The 16,396-nt window shown below is 65.1% G+C and carries 14 protein-coding genes and 1 pseudogene; 11 read left to right on the top strand and 4 right to left on the bottom strand.

The genetic code is table 11. The annotated features are described in order from the left end of the window. The first annotated feature begins 29 nt into the window (after positions 1 to 29). From ACP7DD_RS04675 to yiaA, 8 genes and pseudogenes are all read left to right on the top strand, one after another. Positions 30 to 593, top strand: a complete 564-nt coding sequence (locus ACP7DD_RS04675) for a DUF4390 domain-containing protein (RefSeq protein WP_426173538.1) — start codon at positions 30 to 32, stop codon at positions 591 to 593. 1 nt (position 594) lies between these two features. Further along, positions 595 to 2,883 (top strand): ATP-binding protein, encoded by a 2,289-nt coding sequence (locus ACP7DD_RS04670; protein WP_426173537.1) that lies wholly within the window; start codon positions 595 to 597, stop codon positions 2,881 to 2,883. A 100-nt stretch (positions 2,884 to 2,983) separates the two neighbouring features. Further along, positions 2,984 to 3,706 (top strand): response regulator, encoded by a 723-nt coding sequence (locus tag ACP7DD_RS04665; protein WP_426173536.1) that lies wholly within the window; start codon positions 2,984 to 2,986, stop codon positions 3,704 to 3,706. Next, positions 3,703 to 4,089, top strand: a complete 387-nt coding sequence (locus tag ACP7DD_RS04660) for a GTPase (protein ID WP_426173535.1) — start codon at positions 3,703 to 3,705, stop codon at positions 4,087 to 4,089. Before ACP7DD_RS04665 ends, ACP7DD_RS04660 begins: the two co-directional genes overlap by 4 nt. A gap of 82 nt (positions 4,090 to 4,171) precedes the next feature. Next, positions 4,172 to 4,429, top strand: a complete 258-nt coding sequence (locus tag ACP7DD_RS04655) for a BTH_I0359 family protein (protein WP_133115224.1) — start codon at positions 4,172 to 4,174, stop codon at positions 4,427 to 4,429. Positions 4,430 to 4,491: 62 nt separating this feature from the next. Next, positions 4,492 to 5,259, top strand: coding sequence for a class II glutamine amidotransferase (locus ACP7DD_RS04650; RefSeq protein WP_426173534.1), 768 nt, complete (start codon positions 4,492 to 4,494; stop codon positions 5,257 to 5,259). Between the two features lie 99 nt (positions 5,260 to 5,358). After that, positions 5,359 to 6,636, top strand: a complete 1,278-nt coding sequence (locus ACP7DD_RS04645; protein WP_426173533.1) for an EAL and HDOD domain-containing protein — start codon at positions 5,359 to 5,361, stop codon at positions 6,634 to 6,636. Positions 6,637 to 6,683: 47 nt separating this feature from the next. Continuing rightward, positions 6,684 to 7,085 (top strand): annotated as a pseudogene (yiaA, locus tag ACP7DD_RS04640) (inner membrane protein YiaA); the annotation flags it as partial. Positions 7,086 to 7,174: 89 nt separating this feature from the next. Here yiaA and metH read toward each other — a convergent pair. After that, on the bottom strand, positions 7,175 to 10,939 hold the full coding sequence (metH, locus tag ACP7DD_RS04635) for a methionine synthase (protein WP_426173532.1): 3,765 nt from the start codon (positions 10,937 to 10,939) through the stop codon (positions 7,175 to 7,177). Between the two features lie 283 nt (positions 10,940 to 11,222). Between metH and ACP7DD_RS04630 the strand changes: the two genes are divergently transcribed. After that, the gene (locus ACP7DD_RS04630) at positions 11,223 to 11,453 is read left to right on the top strand and encodes a BrnA antitoxin family protein (protein ID WP_426173530.1); all 231 of its coding nucleotides are present in this window, start codon (positions 11,223 to 11,225) and stop codon (positions 11,451 to 11,453) included. Between the two features lie 185 nt (positions 11,454 to 11,638). On the opposite strand, the gene fmt is transcribed toward ACP7DD_RS04630, so the two are convergent. Both fmt and def read right to left on the bottom strand, forming a co-directional pair. Continuing rightward, on the bottom strand, positions 11,639 to 12,595 hold the full coding sequence (fmt, locus tag ACP7DD_RS04625; RefSeq protein WP_426173529.1) for a methionyl-tRNA formyltransferase: 957 nt from the start codon (positions 12,593 to 12,595) through the stop codon (positions 11,639 to 11,641). 23 nt (positions 12,596 to 12,618) lie between these two features. Further along, entirely contained in the window at positions 12,619 to 13,161 is a 543-nt protein-coding gene (gene def, locus ACP7DD_RS04620; protein WP_426173528.1) for a peptide deformylase, read from the bottom strand. Between the two features lie 295 nt (positions 13,162 to 13,456). Between def and ACP7DD_RS04615 the strand changes: the two genes are divergently transcribed. Next, entirely contained in the window at positions 13,457 to 14,557 is a 1,101-nt protein-coding gene (locus ACP7DD_RS04615) for a LysM peptidoglycan-binding domain-containing protein (protein WP_426173527.1), read from the top strand. A gap of 7 nt (positions 14,558 to 14,564) precedes the next feature. After that, positions 14,565 to 15,689 carry a DNA-processing protein DprA gene (gene dprA, locus ACP7DD_RS04610; RefSeq protein WP_426173526.1) on the top strand — a complete coding sequence of 375 codons (1,125 nt, stop codon included), beginning with the start codon at positions 14,565 to 14,567 and terminating at the stop codon, positions 15,687 to 15,689. A gap of 79 nt (positions 15,690 to 15,768) precedes the next feature. Here dprA and ACP7DD_RS04605 read toward each other — a convergent pair whose 3' ends face one another. Then, the gene (locus ACP7DD_RS04605) at positions 15,769 to 15,984 is read right to left on the bottom strand and encodes a hypothetical protein (protein WP_426173525.1); all 216 of its coding nucleotides are present in this window, start codon (positions 15,982 to 15,984) and stop codon (positions 15,769 to 15,771) included. Between the last annotated feature and the right edge of the window lie 412 nt (positions 15,985 to 16,396).

Genomic DNA, 16,396 nt, shown 5'->3' with positions numbered 1-16,396 from the left:
CAATGGTTTTTTAAGGCTTTGGCCCACTCGTGACAACCCGATTTCTCCGACTGCTCGCCTGCCAGCTGCTGCTGTTGTTCGCTTGCGCGCAGGCGCAGGCGGCCGACGGCGTGGAGATCACGAAGGCCCAGATCGAGGCGACCGAAGATGGCTACCGGCTCGACGCGCGCTATGCGTTCGAACTCAGTCACGACCTCGAAAACGCGATCTCGCGCGGCGTGGCGCTGTACTTCACCACCGAGATCGAACTGACGCGCCCGCGCTGGTGGTGGTACGACGAAAAGGCGGTGGCGTCGCGCCAGACACTGCGCATCTCCTACAACGAACTGCACCGCCAGTACAACGTGGCGGTCGTCGGCAGCGTCATGCAAAGCTTCCAGACGCTCGACGAGGCGCTGGCCAATGTGCGCCGGCCGGGCCGCTGGATGATCGCGCCGAAGGGGGCGATCAAGCCGGGCGAGGTCTACAACGTCACGATGCGCATGTTCATGGACCGCCAGCTGCTGCTCAAGCCACTGCAGGTGAACGCGTTGAACGACGCCGGCTGGCAGCTCGGCTCGAACAAGAAAACCTTCCTGTACAAGGCGGAGTAAGGTGAAGCAAGCCTTGAAGTACGGGGTGATCGTGGCCGGTGCGATCGTCAGCATCCTGCTGTTCGTGCTCGCCTCGGCATCCGAAAACTCCTCCTTTTTCGACCGCTACTATTCGTGGCTGCTCGGACTGAACGCGGCGGTCGCCGCCGGCCTCTTGATCTTCGTGGTGGTGGCGCTGGCGCGCCTGTACGTACGCTACAAGAGCGGCAAGTTCGGCTCGCGCCTGATGGCGCGCCTGGTGCTGCTGTTTGCCGGCATCGGCATCCTGCCCGGCCTGGTGATCTTCCTGGTGTCGGTGCAGTTCGTGTCGCATTCGATCGACTCCTGGTTCGACGTCAAGATCGAGGCGGCGCTGCAGTCCGGCCTGAACCTGGGCCGCGCCGCGCTCGACCAGTCGCTGACGGAACTGGGCGCCTCGGCCACGGTGTCGACTGCCACGCTGGCCGGCCAGCAGCAGCGCGAGACCCAGGCGATCTTGAACCGCATCGTCGCCGAGCAGGACGGCGTGGTCAGCGCGATGGTGGTCGACGCCGACGGCAAGCTGGTCGCCGGCGCCTCGGAAGGCACGCCGGCCAACCTGGCGGCCGACCTGCCGACGCCGTCGATGCTGAAAACGGCCGCCATGCCGGGCGGGTACACCCAGTCCGAAAGCGGCGTCGATCAGGATGCCAAGGACAGCGCCGGCGCCGCGGTGTCAAACGCGCTCGATGCGGCCACCGGCCTGCGCCTGCGGGTGGTGATGGCGGTGCCGGAGCCGCCCGGCGCGGCGCCGCGCTACCTGCAGCTGGTGCAGTCGGTGCCGGTCAACCTGGCCACCAACGCCGAGGTGCTGCATGCGGCGCTGAACGAATACAGGCTGCGCTTCGTGGCCCGCAGCGGCCTGCGCAAGATGTACATCGAGACATTGACGTTGACCTTGCTGCTGGCCATATTCGGCGCCGTCGCCAGCGCCTTCCTGATCGCGTCGAACCTGGCGCAGCCGCTGCTGGTGCTGGCCGAAGGCACGCGCGCGGTGGCCGAGGGCGACCTGTCGCCGCGCCCGATCGTCACCACCACCGACGAACTGGGCACGTTGACGCAGTCGTTCAACACCATGACGGGCCAGCTGTTCGAGGCGCGCAGCGCCGTCGAGCGCAACCGCGCCGCGCTGCAAAGCGCCAAGGCCCACCTCGAGTCAGTGCTGGGCAACATGTCGGCCGGCGTGATCGTGCTCGACGCCGAGTTCAACGTCGTCAATTCGAACGACGCGGTCGACCGCATCCTGCTCAACGACGTGAGCTGCCATGTCGGCCGCGCGCTGGCCGAGATCGAGGGCCTCGAGGTGTTCGCCGGCGCCGTCACGCGCGCCTTTTCGACCCAGAGCGCGCAGACCGCCGCCGGCAGCGCGCGCCAGCGCACCCACTGGCAGCAGGAGATCGAAATCCCGCGCCGCATCGGCACCAGCGACGACCACGACATCACCTTGCTGGCGCGCGGCTCGCGCCTGCCGGTCGGCGCCGGCAGCGGCTACATCGTGGTGTTCGACGATATCTCCGACGTCATCTCGGCGCAGCGCTCGGTGGCGTGGGGCGAGGTGGCGCGCCGGCTGGCGCACGAAATCAAGAACCCGCTGACGCCGATCCAGCTGTCGGCCGAGCGGCTGCAGATGAAGCTAGAAGCGAAGCTGTCGCCGGAAGACGTGGCGCTGCTCAACCGCAGTACCAGCACCATCGTCAACCAGGTCGACGCCATGAAGCGCATGGTCGACGACTTCCGCGATTACGCCAAGGCGCCGCCGGCGGTGCTGCAGCCGCTTGACCTGAATAGCCTGATCCGCGAGATCCTCGACCTGTACCTGGCCGGCGACGAGTCCGACATCATCCACGCGGCGCTGGCGCCGACGCTGCCGGCGGTGATGGGCGACGCCACCCAGCTGCGCCAGGTGATCCACAATCTGCTGGCCAACGCGCAGGACGCGATGACCGAGCGCGCCGACGGCATGGAGCCTGCGCGCATCGACGTCACCACGGAGGCGATCCACTACCAGAACGCGGTCGGCGGCGAGGGCACCGCGGTGCGCCTGGCGATCGTCGACAACGGTCCCGGGTTTGCCCCGCGCATCCTGTCGCGCGCGTTCGAACCGTACGTCACGTCGAAGGCGCGCGGCACCGGTCTGGGGCTGCCGATGGTCAAGAAAATCGTCGATGAACATGGTGGCCGCATCGATATCCAGAACCGCCAGGACGGAACAGGCGCGTCGGTCCTGATTTTGCTGTTAAAGTTAGCGCCTGAGGCCGCAAATTTGGCGTAACGGCCGGTTCAACCATACAATCGCGCTTAGAATACGCAATGACGTTAGGCGCGCGTGACGCTCTTGTCAGCGAGTGATATCAGAGAAAGCATAAACACAGATGGCAAACATTCTCGTAGTTGATGATGAAATGGGCATCCGCGAGCTACTCTCGGAGATCCTGGGCGATGAAGGCCACGCGATCCAGCTGGCCGAAAATGCGCAGCAGGCGCGCGACGCGCGCGCCGCCGGCGCGCCGGACCTGGTGCTGCTCGATATCTGGATGCCCGACACCGACGGCGTCACCTTGCTCAAGGAATGGCAGCGCGATGGCCTGCTGACGATGCCGGTCATCATGATGTCGGGCCACGCGACGATCGACACCGCGGTCGAAGCGACCCGCATCGGCGCGCTCAATTTCCTTGAAAAGCCGATCGCCCTGCAAAAACTGCTGAAGGCGGTGCAGCAGGGCCTGACGCGGGCACAGGAAACGGTGCGCGCGCCGGTCGCCGCGGCGCGCCCGATGATGGCGCCGCAGCCGGAAGAAAACGTGTCGGCCGCGTCGGCGATGTTCGCCTCGCAGTCGCTGCAGTCGTCGGCGATCGCGCCGCGCATGGGCGCCGCGGCGAACGGCGAGCCGCAGGGCTACAACCTGTCGTTCGACCTGCCGCTGCGCGAGGCGCGCGACGCCTTCGAGCGCATGTATTTCGAACACCATCTCGGCCGCGAAGGCGGCTCGATGACGCGGGTGGCCGAAAAGACGGGCCTGGAGCGCACCCACCTGTACCGCAAGCTCAAGCAGCTCGGCGTCGAGCCGGGCAAGCTGGCCAAAAAGGGGGGGTGAGCAGCATCCCTCCACTGCCGCGCACCACCACCACCCTGGTCACCGGCGCGACCGCCGGCGCGCGCGAACGCTTGATTGCGGCGCACCTGCCGCCGGACGTACCCGGCGGCGCCTGCCGCGCGGTGCTGCTCGAAGGCTTGCCCGACGGGCAAACCATCCTCATCGCATCGTCCACACTGCTGATCGAGCGCATAGCGCCCGGTTGCCTGTGCTGCACCGGCAATCTCGTTTTGCGTGTAACATTAAATCGTCTCCTGCGGCGGCGACCCGAACGGCTGTATATCGGGCTGGCAACGACGGAGCACCTTGATCAGTTGAGATCGTGGCTGCGGCAGCCGCCATACGATCAGCTGTTGGAACTGACGCCGGACCTGCACTCTTGAATTCAAGCCGGCCAGCCCCACCTCAGGCATGAGGCGCAGCGGCAAGTCAGCCTGCAAAACCGTCTGATCGAGAGGACTCACCATGAACATGATTTATAACAGCGAGCAGTACAGCGTCGTCGAGTTCGGCGTCGACCACAACCTCGAGGCGCTGCATTTCGGCGGCTATGAGATCGTCGACAAATCCGGCCGGCGCGAAGCGTTTATTGGCGGCAAGCTCGCACAGTCTTTCCGACGCGACGTCAATAACCTGATCGCCAGCGAACCGACGATGGAGGAGATCGACGACTTTCTCGGCTCCTACGATTCGCTGATGAGCCAGCCGGTGCTGCTGCACTAATTGGTGGCATACTGGCACACCTGGGTCTGACCCATCATCGGGCCAGACCCAAGCTCACCACCATGTGCCAACTCCTCGGAATGAACTGCAACGTCCCCACGGACATCGTTTTCAGCTTTACCGGCTTCGCCATGCGTGGCGGCCACACCGATACCCACCATGACGGCTGGGGCATCGCGTTTTTCGAAGGCGCCGGCGTGCGCCTGTTCGTCGACCACCAGGCCGCCATTGCCTCGCCCGTCGCCGCGCTCATCAAAAGTTACCCGATCAAGTCGCGCAATGTCATCGCGCACATCCGCAAGGCCACGCAGGGCAAGGTCGCGCTGGAGAACTGCCATCCGTTCGTGCGCGAACTGTGGGGCCGTTACTGGGTATTTGCCCATAACGGCGACCTGAAGGAGTTCGCGCCGGTGCTCGGTGGCGCCTTCCGCCCGGTCGGCAGCACCGACAGCGAACGGGCATTTTGCTACCTGCTGCAGCAATTGCGCGCCCGCTTTGGCGACAACGCGCCGCCGCTGGACGAGCTGCGCTGCGCGCTCGGCGAGCTGGCGCAGTCGATCGCCGCGCACGGCACCTTCAACATGATGCTGTCGGACGGCTCGGCGCTGTTCGCTCACTGCTCGACCAGGCTGTGCTATGTCGTGCGCGAGTACCCGTTCGCCACCGCGCAGCTGTCGGACGAAGACGTCAGCGTCGATTTTTCGCAGGTGACCACGCCGCAAGACCGGGTGGCGGTGATCGTCACCGAGCCGCTGACGAGCAACGAGCGCTGGACCGAATTCCTGCCGGGGGAAATGAAAGTGTTCGTCGACGGCACGCCGTTGCCGTGATGTCATGCCGGCAAGGCGCTGGCCATTGACAAAAAGTTCACTGTTGCAAGAGAATGCGGTACAGTACGGACATTCTCCCGTCCCCGGAACTACCTAGCGATGAACGACACCGCCCCGCACGCTGCGCTGAAAGACTTTGGCGTACGCGATTTCTACCTGGGGCGCCAGCCCATCCTCGACCGCAACCAGGCGCTGTTCGGCTACGAGCTGCTGTTTCGTAACGCGCCGGCCGGCGCAGCCGATTTCGATAACGGGCTGTCGGCCACCGCGGCGGTAATCGCCCACGCCGGCCAGCTCGGCCTCGACAAGGCGATCGGCGACGCGCAGGGCTTCCTCAACGTCGACGCCGCCGTCATCATGAGCGACATCTTCGTGTTCCTGCCGCGCGAGAAGATGGTGCTCGAAGTGCACCAGTCGGTCGAGGCGAGCTCGCCGCTGCTGGCGCGGATGGCGGAACTGGCCGGCCATGGGTTCCGCTTCGCCCTCAATGGCGTGAGCGACATCACGCCGAACGTCGAACGGCTGCTGCCGATGATCGACTTCGTCAAGTTCGACATGCGCGGCATCGCGGCGACAAAGCTGCTGGGGATGGCGCGGGTGCTGCAACGCGGCGGCAAGAAGCTGATCGCCGAACGGGTCGAATCGAGCGTTCAACATGATGAATGCCGCGCTCTCGGCTTGGACTACTTCCAGGGATTTTATTTTGCGCAGCCGGTGGTGATCAGCGGGCGCAAGCTGACGCCGTCGCAGCTGGCTGTCATGGAGCTGATGAAGCTGGTGACGTCGGACGCCGAAAACATCGAGATCGAGCGCGCGGTCAAGCGCGACGTCACGCTGGCGCTGAACCTGCTGCGGCTGGTGAACACGCCGGCCGTCGGCATGCGCCAGCAGATCGACTCGGTCAGCCAGGCGCTGATCGTGCTGGGCCGGCGCCAGCTGCAGCGCTGGCTGCAGATTTTGTTGTACGCCGATCCCGCGCAGCGCGGCCACAGTGCCTCGCCGCTGCTGATGCTCGCCACCACGCGCGGTCGCCTGCTCGAACTGCTGGCCAAGCGCCTGCGCCCGAGCCAGCGCAACGTCGCCGACATCGCTTTCACGGTCGGCATCATGTCGCTGATGGACGCGCTGTTCGGCATCCCGATGTCCGAGATCGTCGTCCAGATCCCGGTCAGCGACGAAGTGTCGGGCGCGCTGACGCACCGCACCGGGTTCTTCGGCGAGCTGCTGCGGCTGGCCGAATCGATCGAGCAGATGGACGGCACCGAAGACATGGTGATGCCGGCGCTGAAGCAGCTGGCCATCTCCAGCGACGAACTGGTGCAGTTCGAAGTGGCCGCCTTCGCGTGGAGCGACTCGGTGGTGCGCTACGCGCTGTAGCGCCATCGTGATACTCAGGCGCGACCAGCGCTAACCGCAGCGGGTTATCGCCGTCATCCGCCTTCGTCGGCGCCTCCTGGCTCGCCTTGATGGTCGGCGTGCTGATGTACCTGATCGGCCTGTGGAATGCCAGCATGGCGCTCAACGCGAAGGGCTACTGCCTGACGCTGCCGATGAACGGCTTGTTCGCCGCGGTGTCGCTGCAAAAATCGGTGCGCGACCGGATGGAGGGCACGCCGGTGACGAGCATGTATTACGGCTTGTGCTGGGTGTCGATCATCGCGGTGGCGGTGCTGGTCGCCGTCGGCCTGTGGAATGCGACGATGGCCAGCAGCGAGAAAGGCTTCTATGCGATGTCGTTCGTATTGAGCCTGTTTGCCGCGGTGACCGTGCAGAAGAACGTGCGCGATGTGGCAGGCGCCGGCGCCGCTGCGGCGCTGGCCCAGTGAGCCGCAGGCCGTAAGACAGAGCCTTCACATGTCGTTCCCGCCTGCGCGGGAACGACGGTGCTTGATCTACTGGCCGTTTCAGGCCGTTTTTACAGGTTCGGCGCCAGCCAGCTTTCGAGCTGCTCGGTGGCGACGCCGCGCCGCTTGGCCATGTCGGCCACCTGGTCGGCGCCGATTTTACCGACGACGAAATACTTCGAGTCCGGGTGCGCCAGGTAGAAGCCCGACACCGCCGCGCCCGGGAACATCGCGTACGACTCGGTCAGCGTCATGCCGATTTCTTCCGGCTGCAGCACCTTCCACATGTCGGCCTTGACGGTGTGCTCCGGGCACGCCGGGTAGCCTGGCGCCGGCCGGATGCCCGAATACGATTCGGCGATCAGCTCCGCGCTGCCGAGGTTTTCGCCGGCCGCATAGCCCCACAGGTCAGTGCGCACGCGCTCGTGCAAGTACTCGGCGAACGCTTCGGCCAGGCGGTCGGCCAGCGACTTGAGCAGGATCGACGAATAATCGTCGTGCGCGTCCTCGAAGCGCTTTTCGTATTTCTCGATGCCCAGGCCGGCGGTGACCGCGAACATGCCGATGTAGTCGGCCACGGCGGACGCCTTTGGCGCTACAAAATCGGCCAGGCACTGGTTCGGCCGCTGCACGCCGTCGACCAGCGGCTTGACGCCCTGCTGGCGCAGGCCGTACCACGTCAGCGCGACGTCGCCGCGCGCGTCGTCGGTGTAGACCTCGATGTCGTCGTCGTTGACGCTGTTGGCCGGCAGCAGCGCGATGACGCCATTGGCGGTCAGCCAGCGCCCGTCGATGACCCGCTTGAGCAGCGCCTGTCCTTCCTCGAACACCTTGGAAGCCGCTTCGCCGACCACCGGGTCGGTCAGGATGGCAGGGAACGGGCCGGCCAGGTCCCAGGTCTGGAAGAACGGGCCCCAGTCGATGTACTGCACCAGCGCGGCCAGGTCGACGTTCTTGATGACGCGCCGGCCGATGAACTTCGGCTTGACCGGCGCGAACGGCACCACCGTCTTGTTGGCACGCGCCGCGGCCAGCGGCAGGATCGGCAGCGCCTTCTTATTGGCGTGCTGCTCGCGGATGCGCACGTAGTCCTGGGCGATGTCGTCGATGTACTGGTCGCGCGATTCGGGCGTGAGCAGCGACTGCGCCACCGATACCGAGCGCGAAGCGTCCGGCACGTACACCACCGGGCCGTCGTAGTTGTGGGCGATCTTGACGGCGGTGTGGGCGCGCGACGTGGTGGCGCCGCCGATCAGCAGCGGAATCTTCAGCATGCGGAAGTGCGGGTCACGCTGCATTTCGCGCGCCACATGCGCCATCTCTTCGAGCGACGGCGTGATCAGGCCCGACAGGCCGACCATGTCGGCGTTTTCGACCTTGGCCCGTGCCAGGATCTCGGAGCAGGGCACCATCACGCCCATGTTCACCACTTCAAAGTTATTGCATTGCAGGACAACCGATACGATGTTCTTGCCGATGTCGTGGACGTCGCCCTTGACTGTGGCGATGACGATTTTGCCCTTCGGCTTGGCGACGATGCCGGTGCGCTTTTCCTCGAGCTGTTTTTCTTCTTCGATGTACGGAATCAGGTGCGCGACGGCCTGCTTCATCACGCGCGCCGACTTGACCACCTGCGGCAGGAACATTTTGCCCTGGCCGAACAGGTCGCCGACGACGTTCATGCCGTCCATCAGCGGTCCTTCGATGACGTGAATCGGCCGGCCGCCGGAGGCCAGCAGCTCCTGGCGCGCCTCTTCGGTGTCTTCAACGATCCACTGGGTGATGCCGTGCACCAGCGCGTGCGACAGGCGCTTTTGCACCGTTCCTTCGCGCCACTCGAGCGTCTGGGCGTCCTGCCTGTCGCCGGCCTTGAGCGTGCCGGCGATTTCGATCATGCGCTCGGTGGCGTCGTCACGCCGGTTCAGCACCACGTCCTCGACGCGCTCACGCAGCTCCGGCGCGATATCGTCGTACACGCCCATCATGCCGGCGTTGACGATCCCCATCGTCAAGCCGGCCTTGATCGCGTGATACAGGAACACGGTGTGGATCGCTTCGCGCGCCGGGTCGTTGCCGCGGAACGAGAACGAGACGTTCGACACGCCGCCCGACACGCTTGCATGCGGCAGATTTTCCTTGATCCAGCGGGTCGCGTTGATGAAGTCGACCGCGTAGTTGTTGTGCTCTTCGATGCCGGTGGCGATGGCGAAGATGTTCGGGTCGAAGATGATGTCCTCGGGCGGAAAGCCCACTTGCTGCGTCAGCACATCGTAGGCGCGCCTGCAGATCTCGGTCTTGCGCTCGAAGGTGTCGGCCTGGCCCTTTTCATCGAACGCCATGACGATGACGGCGGCGCCGTAGCGGCGGCACAAGCGCGCCTGGCGGATGAATTCTTCCTCGCCTTCCTTCATCGAGATCGAGTTGACGATCGCCTTTCCCTGCACGCACTTCAGGCCCGCCTCGATCACCGACCATTTCGACGAGTCGATCATGATCGGCACGCGCGAGATGTCCGGCTCGGAGGCGATCAGGTTGAGAAAGCGCGTCATCGCCGCGACCGAGTCGAGCATCGCTTCGTCCATGTTGATGTCGATGACCTGGGCGCCGTTCTCGACCTGCTGGCGCGCCACCGACAGCGCCTCGTCGAACTGCTCGTTGAGAATCATGCGGGCGAACGCCTTCGAGCCGGTGACGTTGGTGCGCTCGCCGACGTTGACGAACAGCGAATCGGCATCGACCGTGAACGGCTCGAGTCCCGACAGGCGCAGCGCGGTGGGCAACTGCGGCAGCGCGCGCGGCGCGGTATCGGCCAGCATGGCGGCAATCGCGGCGATGTGCTCGGGCGTGGTGCCGCAGCAGCCGCCGGCGATGTTGACAAAACCGGCGTCGGCGAATTCGCGCAGCAGCGACGAGGTGTCGGCCGGCAGTTCGTCAAAGCCCGTATCGCTCATCGGGTTGGGCAGGCCGGCGTTCGGGTAGATGCAGACAAAGGTGTCGGCGATCTGCGCCAGCTCTTCGGCGTAAGGGCGCATCAAGGCCGCGCCCAGCGCGCAATTGAGGCCGATGGTCAGTGGCTTGGCGTGGCGCACCGAGTTCCAGAATGCCGGCACGGTCTGGCCGGACAGGATGCGCCCTGACGCGTCGGTGACGGTGCCGGAGATCATCAGCGGCAGGCGCACCACGGCCGGATTGTCTTCGTAATACAGGTCGATGGCAAACAGCGCGGCCTTGCAGTTGAGGGTGTCGAAGATGGTCTCGACGAGCAGCACGTCGGCGCCGCCGTCGACCAGCCCGCGCACCTGTTCGTGGTAGGCCGCGACGAGCTGGTCGAAGCTGACGTTGCGCGCGGCCGGGTCGTTGACGTCGGGCGAAATCGACGCCGTCTTCGGCGTCGGCCCGAGCGCACCGGCGACGAAGCGCGGCTTGTCGGCGCTGCTGAATTTGTCGCAGGCGGCGCGCGCCAGCCTGGCGGCGGCGACGTTCATCTCGTAGGCCAGGTGGCCCATGTGGTAGTCGTCCTGGGCGATCGAGGTGGCGCCGAAGGTGTTCGTCTCGAGCAGGTCGGCGCCGGCGGCGAGGTAGCGCTCGTGGATTTCCTGGATGATGTGCGGCTGCGTCAACGTCAGCAGTTCGTTGTTGCCCTTGACGAAGAGCTCGCGCGCGCCGCTGCCGACGGGCGCGGCGAAATCGGCGAAGCGCTCGCCGCGGTATTCCTGCTCGCCCAGCTTGTACTGCTGGATGATGGTGCCCATCGCGCCGTCCAGGATCATGATCCGGCGCGCCAGGATCTGGCGCAGTTGGATATCGGTCTGGGAGGCATTGGCGGCGATGGTCATCGTGGTTCTTTCTATGGGCGAAGCGGCGGATCCGCGGGCGCGGGCGGGCGGTCTAAAATTATACGTCATCGGGCTAGTTTGGTTTACGGCCAGGCCGGTTGCACTGGGCGCAAATCGTCATTCAGTGTTTGTATCATTGTGTTTCAATTTGACAGTTGTTACATAACGATACAATTAGCAACTTTTCCGCAATCTTGTCGTTACAAGGACGTTACAAACTCCTACCTTACCGGGCTGCCGCGGGTGCCGCCTGACTCTCATCACATGTAAGAATGGACAGTCAATGAACAAAGAATATGCACAAGAGTGGGACGCGCCAAGCGCCGTCGAGACCGCAGCGGCACCGGCGACGAAGAGCAACGTCGTCGCGCTCAAGCAGATTGTCACGATCCGCCTCGATACCGACATGCTCGATTGGTTCAAGGGTAACGGTCCTGGCTACCAGACGCGCATCAACCAGATCCTGCGCCAGTACATGGCCGACCATCGCGACGACGGCGCGGCCAACCGCTAATCGGGCTTGTTTTTACCCCCGGGGTCAGTGCCGACATTCGGACACGGGCCCGTCTGTAGCGGCGCCCCTAGCGTCGAGGTCGTGTCCAATTGTCGGCACTGACCCCGGCGTTAGGGTCGAGGTCGTGTCCGAATGTCGGCACTGACCCCGGTGTAGGTGCAGTAGTCGGCGCTGGCGCCCAACGATTAGTCGAAGCACTGCTCGGCGAGCGGGAAACCTTTGAGGAACTCCGCCGCGGGCAGGCGCTTGCCGCCGGGCTTTTGCAGTTCGGTCAGGCGCAAGGTGCCGCTCTTGCAGGCGACCACGATGCCGTGGGTGGCGTCGGCGGCCAGCACCTGGCCCGGTAGCGCGCGCGAGTCGGCGCCGATCGCCTCGGCGCCCCAGATCTTGATCGTCACGCCGTTCACCAGCGCCTGCGCGCCAGGAAACGGGTTGAAGGCGCGGATCCTGCGGCCCAACACTTGCGCCGAATCGCTGAAGTCGAGGCGCGCTTCTTCCTTGCTTATCTTGGCCGCGTAGGTGACGCCAACTTCCGGCTGGACCACAGCTTCGAGCGGGCCGGCGTCCATCTTGCGCAGTGTGGCAACAATCAACCGAGCGCCCAGGGCGGCGAGGGTGTCGTGCAGCGTGGCGGTGGTGTCGGCCGCATCGATGGCGACGCGCTCGATCATCAACATCGGGCCGGTATCGAGCCCTTCTTCCATCTGCATGATGGTGACGCCGGTTTCTTCGTCGCCCGCTTCGATCGCGCGGTGGATCGGCGCGGCGCCGCGCCAGCGCGGCAACAGCGAGCCGTGGATGTTGATGCAGGGTTTGATGTCGAGCGTGCTGCGCGGCAGGATCAGGCCGTAGGCGGCCACCACCATCACATCGTAATCGGTGGCCAGCAGGCGTTCATGGGCGGCGCGGGCCTGCTCGGCGCGCACCGGATCGGCACTGTCGATCCGCAGCGACAGCGGCTGCAGCACTTCGATGCCGTGCGCCAGCGCATACTCCTTGACGGCTGACGCATGCAGCTGCAGGCCGCGGCCGGCGGGGCGGTCGGGCTGGGTCAGCACGAGTGGAATGTCGAATCCGGCCGCGTGCAGGCTGGCCAACGCGAGCGCTGCGAATTCCGGCGTGCCGGCAAATATGACTTTCATCGATTCCTTCGAAACAGCACAGGTCAGTAGCGGCGGCCGGCGGCCTTCAGCGCCGCGTCGCGCTCGAGTCCGCGCACTTCCTTGACCATCTTGGCCTTGATGCGGTTGCGCTTGAGCGGCGACAGGTATTCGACGAACACCTTGCCGAGCAGGTGGTCCATCTCGTGCTGGATGCACACGGCCAGCAGGCCGTCGGCTTCGAGCTCGAACGGCTTGCCGTCGAGGCCGAGCGCGCGCACCTTGACGCGCGACGGCCGTTCGACGCCGTCGTAGATGCCAGGCACCGACAGGCAGCCTTCGTCGTAGACCTGCTTCTCATCGCTCGACCAGGTGATCTCGGGATTGATGAATACCTTCAGGTCGTCCTTGGTGTCGGACGTGTCGACCAGGATCAGCTGCTCGTGGACGTCGACCTGGCTGGCGGCCAGGCCCACGCCGGGCGCGTCGTACATGGTTTCGGCCATGTCGTCGACCAGCGTACGCAGGCGCTCGCCAAATTCGGTGACAGGCTTGGCCACCTTGTGCAGGCGGGGATCGGGGTAGCGCAGGATGTTCAGTAAGGCCATTGAGGGACAACTCAGTAATATTTGATTAACGATAAAACGCGGGTTTGACGCAAGTCCGTAAAATAATGCCCCAAATCAACAAAAACGCAACAGATGGGTGGGGTAACCCGACGTGGTTTGTCTTGCCAGTTCAAGGATTTATGTGCAGAATTTGATCCAGTTCGGCAACCTTTTCATCCGTCTGGCGGGTGGAGGACGCTGGCTTGCATCGACTTCCGCGCCGTGATGGACGGGAGATGTGTGCGCCAGCAATGCCGCTTTCAGGCGTACTTCAGGCCGCACTTTACGGACACTTATGAAAAATTTTAGCACAGTCGGCACGCGCATTGCAGTCGGGGCGCTTTTTGCGTGCGCCCTGGCCGGTCCTGTCCAGGCCGCCACTTGCGAGTTCCGGCCGAACGCGCCCGACCAGCACCTGGTGGTGCGCGGCGACACCCTGTGGGACATCTCCGGCAAGTTCCTCGAGCACCCATGGTGCTGGCCGCAGGTGTGGGGCATGAACCGCGACGAGATCCGCAATCCGCACTGGATCTATCCGGGCCAGATCGTCTACTTCGACCGCGCCAACCGGCGCCTGAGCCTGACGCGCCCGGGCGCAATCGACAACGCCGACGGCATCAACGGCACCACCCGGCTGTCGCCGCAGATTCGCACCGAGGGACTCGGCGTGGACGCGGTGCGCTCGATTTCGGCCAGCGTGATCGACCCTTTCCTGTCGATGCCGCTGATCGTCGAAAAAGACGAGCTCAAAGACGCGCCGCGCATCGCCGCGCTGGAAGAGGGCCACGTCTACCTCGGCAAGGACGACAAGCTGTACGTGCGCGGCCGCCTCAACGGCGGCAGTTCGTTCCAGGTGTTCAGGCCGGGCAACGAGCTGAAGGATCCGGACACGGGGCGCCTGCTGGCCTACGAGGCGGTCTACCTGGGCACGGTCAAGCTGCAGCAGGAAGCCAAGGCGGGCGAGGACGTGCATACGTTTACGGTGTCGGCCGCCAAGCAGGAGATGGGGGTGGGCGACCGCTTGATACCGGCGCCGCCGACGCCGATCCGCAACTACGTGCCGCACCAGCCGGAGCGCCAGACCAGCGCGCGCGTGCTGTCGATCTACTCGGGCGTGACGTACGCCGGGCAGAACCAGGTGGTCAGCATCAATCGCGGTTCAGTTGACGGACTCGATGTCGGCGCCGTGCTGCAGCTTTATCATTTTGGACAGACTGTCGCTGACCCGGGCGGCAACAAGGGTATTCTGGGCCTGGGAAAAACGATGATCAAGCTGCCCGACGAACAGATCGGGACCCTGTTCATTTTCCGCGTGTTCAAGCAGGTGTCGTATGGCCTGATCATGCAAGTGACGAAGCCGGTGGAAGTCGGCGACGTCGCCAAATCACCGGAGTAATATCGCCGTGCGAGACACGGACCTTCGCCCACCCGCCCCGGCCGCGCTACTGGCCGACTGGATCCGCCTGGAACAAACGCCGGGCGTCGGGGGCGCGACGGTCCGCAAGCTTCTTGCCGAGTTCGCTTCCCCGCAGCGCATCTTCGACGCCGGCTACCGCGCGCTCTGCGACCACGTGCCGGCGCCGTTGGCGCGCGCGCTCAGCGAGCCGGCCGCGCCCGCCATCTTGCGCCAGGTCGACCTGACGATGAACTGGCTGGCGCAGTCGGGCAACCACTTGCTGACGGTGCACGACGCCGCCTATCCGCCGGCGCTGGCCAACATTCCCGATCCGCCGGCGCTGCTGTATTTAAAGGGCTGGCCGGAGCTGCTGGCCGCGCCGATGCTGGCCATTGTCGGCAGCCGCAACGCCAGCTTGCAGGGCCGCACCAATGCCGAAGTATTCGCCCAGGCGCTCAGCTGCGCGGGCCTGACCATCGTCTCGGGGCTGGCGCTGGGGATCGACGCCTGCGCCCACCTGGGCGCGCTGGCCGGCCCGAGTTCGACGGTGGCGGTGATCGGCACCGGCGTCGATACCGTCTATCCGGCGCGCAACCACGCGCTGGCGCACCGCATCGCCGAGGAAGGCTGCATCGTCAGCGAATACGCGCTCGGCACGCCGCCGCTGTCGGCCAACTTCCCGCGCCGCAACCGCATCATCAGCGGCCTGGCGGCCGGCGTGCTGGTGGTCGAGGCGGCCGCCAGGTCCGGCTCGCTGATCACGGCGCAGGTCGCCGCCGCCCAGGGCCGCGACGTGTTCGCCATTCCCGGCTCGATCCATTCGTCGCTGTCGAAGGGCTGCCACAAGCTGATCAAGGAGGGCGCCAAGCTGGTCGAGTCGGCCGCCGACGTGCTCGAAGAGCTGCGCATGTCGCCGCTGGCGACGATGGCGATCGCCGCGCCGGCGGCTGCCACGTCGCGCGCCGGCCAGGCGGTGCTCGACGCCATGGGCTACGAGCCGGCCGAACCGGACGCGCTGGCGGTGCACTGCGCCACCGCGCCCGGACAGCTCAGCCTGGTGTTGCTGGAGCTGGAGCTGGCCGGCCACGTCGAGCGATTGCCGGGAGGATTGTTCCAGCGCATCGAACGTTGAGCCCGGGTAGAGTCATGTTCGATATCCTGGCTGACCTTGCCCGCCTGGCTTGGCAGACGCAGCACCCTCGCCGGCGCGACTACTCCGTGGCAGGAGGCAATGTTGAGCGCAGCATCGCCCAAGAGTCAGCCAGCCCGGCCAGTTCTTCGGGATAGCGCCGAAACAGGGCGTCGAGCGCGTGCGTGTAGTCGCCGGTTTCTTCTTTGCCTGCGCGGTATAGCAGCAAATCCGCCACTTCATGCGGCCCCTTATGCGGCAGTGGCGGTGGCAGCAGCAGCGGGTATTTGTTGAACACATCGGGGTGGGCGCGCGCAAGCGTATAATCGCGCTGTAGCCGACTGCTTGGCACAACGCATGGAAGCCTTGGCGTTCGACGTGACCGAGATCGTGGTGCAGGCTGCGTTGAACTTTGGCGTCGTCACGTCGCACTAGCAGGGAATGTCGGTCGCCGTCTTCGCTGTCGGCGAGGGAAATGGTGATTTTGGGCGCGAGTATCATGTCTGCTCCATGTGGTGAAATGACGATGCCCGGCAGATGGCGTCCAGGACCGGCACTTAGTCGCTGGTCTGCTCGTTGACGGATCGTCGGACAAGGATCTACACCAGATGGGTGATTTCCTCCAGCCCGGTTTGACCGCCCCAAGTTCCGTTCCTCAGGCCCGGGCACCCCATACCCCAATACGCCAATACCCCAATACGCCAATACCC

Source organism: Massilia sp. TWR1-2-2, assembly GCF_049897565.1.
In the GTDB taxonomy this organism is placed as follows: Bacteria; Pseudomonadota; Gammaproteobacteria; order Burkholderiales; family Burkholderiaceae_D; genus JAFCUW01.
Note: the sequence above shows the minus strand (reverse complement) of the source record. Positions and strands in the feature narration are given on the sequence as shown.

Coding starts and splice junctions, on each gene's coding strand:
- def (WP_426173528.1), bottom strand. CDS start 13,161: ATGGCCTTACTGAACATCCTGCGCTACCCCGATCCCCGCCTGCACAAG.
- ACP7DD_RS04650 (WP_426173534.1), top strand. CDS start 4,492: ATGTGCCAACTCCTCGGAATGAACTGCAACGTCCCCACGGACATCGTT.
- fmt (WP_426173529.1), bottom strand. CDS start 12,595: ATGAAAGTCATATTTGCCGGCACGCCGGAATTCGCAGCGCTCGCGTTG.
- ACP7DD_RS04665 (WP_426173536.1), top strand. CDS start 2,984: ATGGCAAACATTCTCGTAGTTGATGATGAAATGGGCATCCGCGAGCTA.
- ACP7DD_RS04645 (WP_426173533.1), top strand. CDS start 5,359: ATGAACGACACCGCCCCGCACGCTGCGCTGAAAGACTTTGGCGTACGC.
- ACP7DD_RS04655 (WP_133115224.1), top strand. CDS start 4,172: ATGAACATGATTTATAACAGCGAGCAGTACAGCGTCGTCGAGTTCGGC.
- ACP7DD_RS04630 (WP_426173530.1), top strand. CDS start 11,223: ATGAACAAAGAATATGCACAAGAGTGGGACGCGCCAAGCGCCGTCGAG.
- ACP7DD_RS04615 (WP_426173527.1), top strand. CDS start 13,457: ATGAAAAATTTTAGCACAGTCGGCACGCGCATTGCAGTCGGGGCGCTT.
- metH (WP_426173532.1), bottom strand. CDS start 10,939: ATGACCATCGCCGCCAATGCCTCCCAGACCGATATCCAACTGCGCCAG.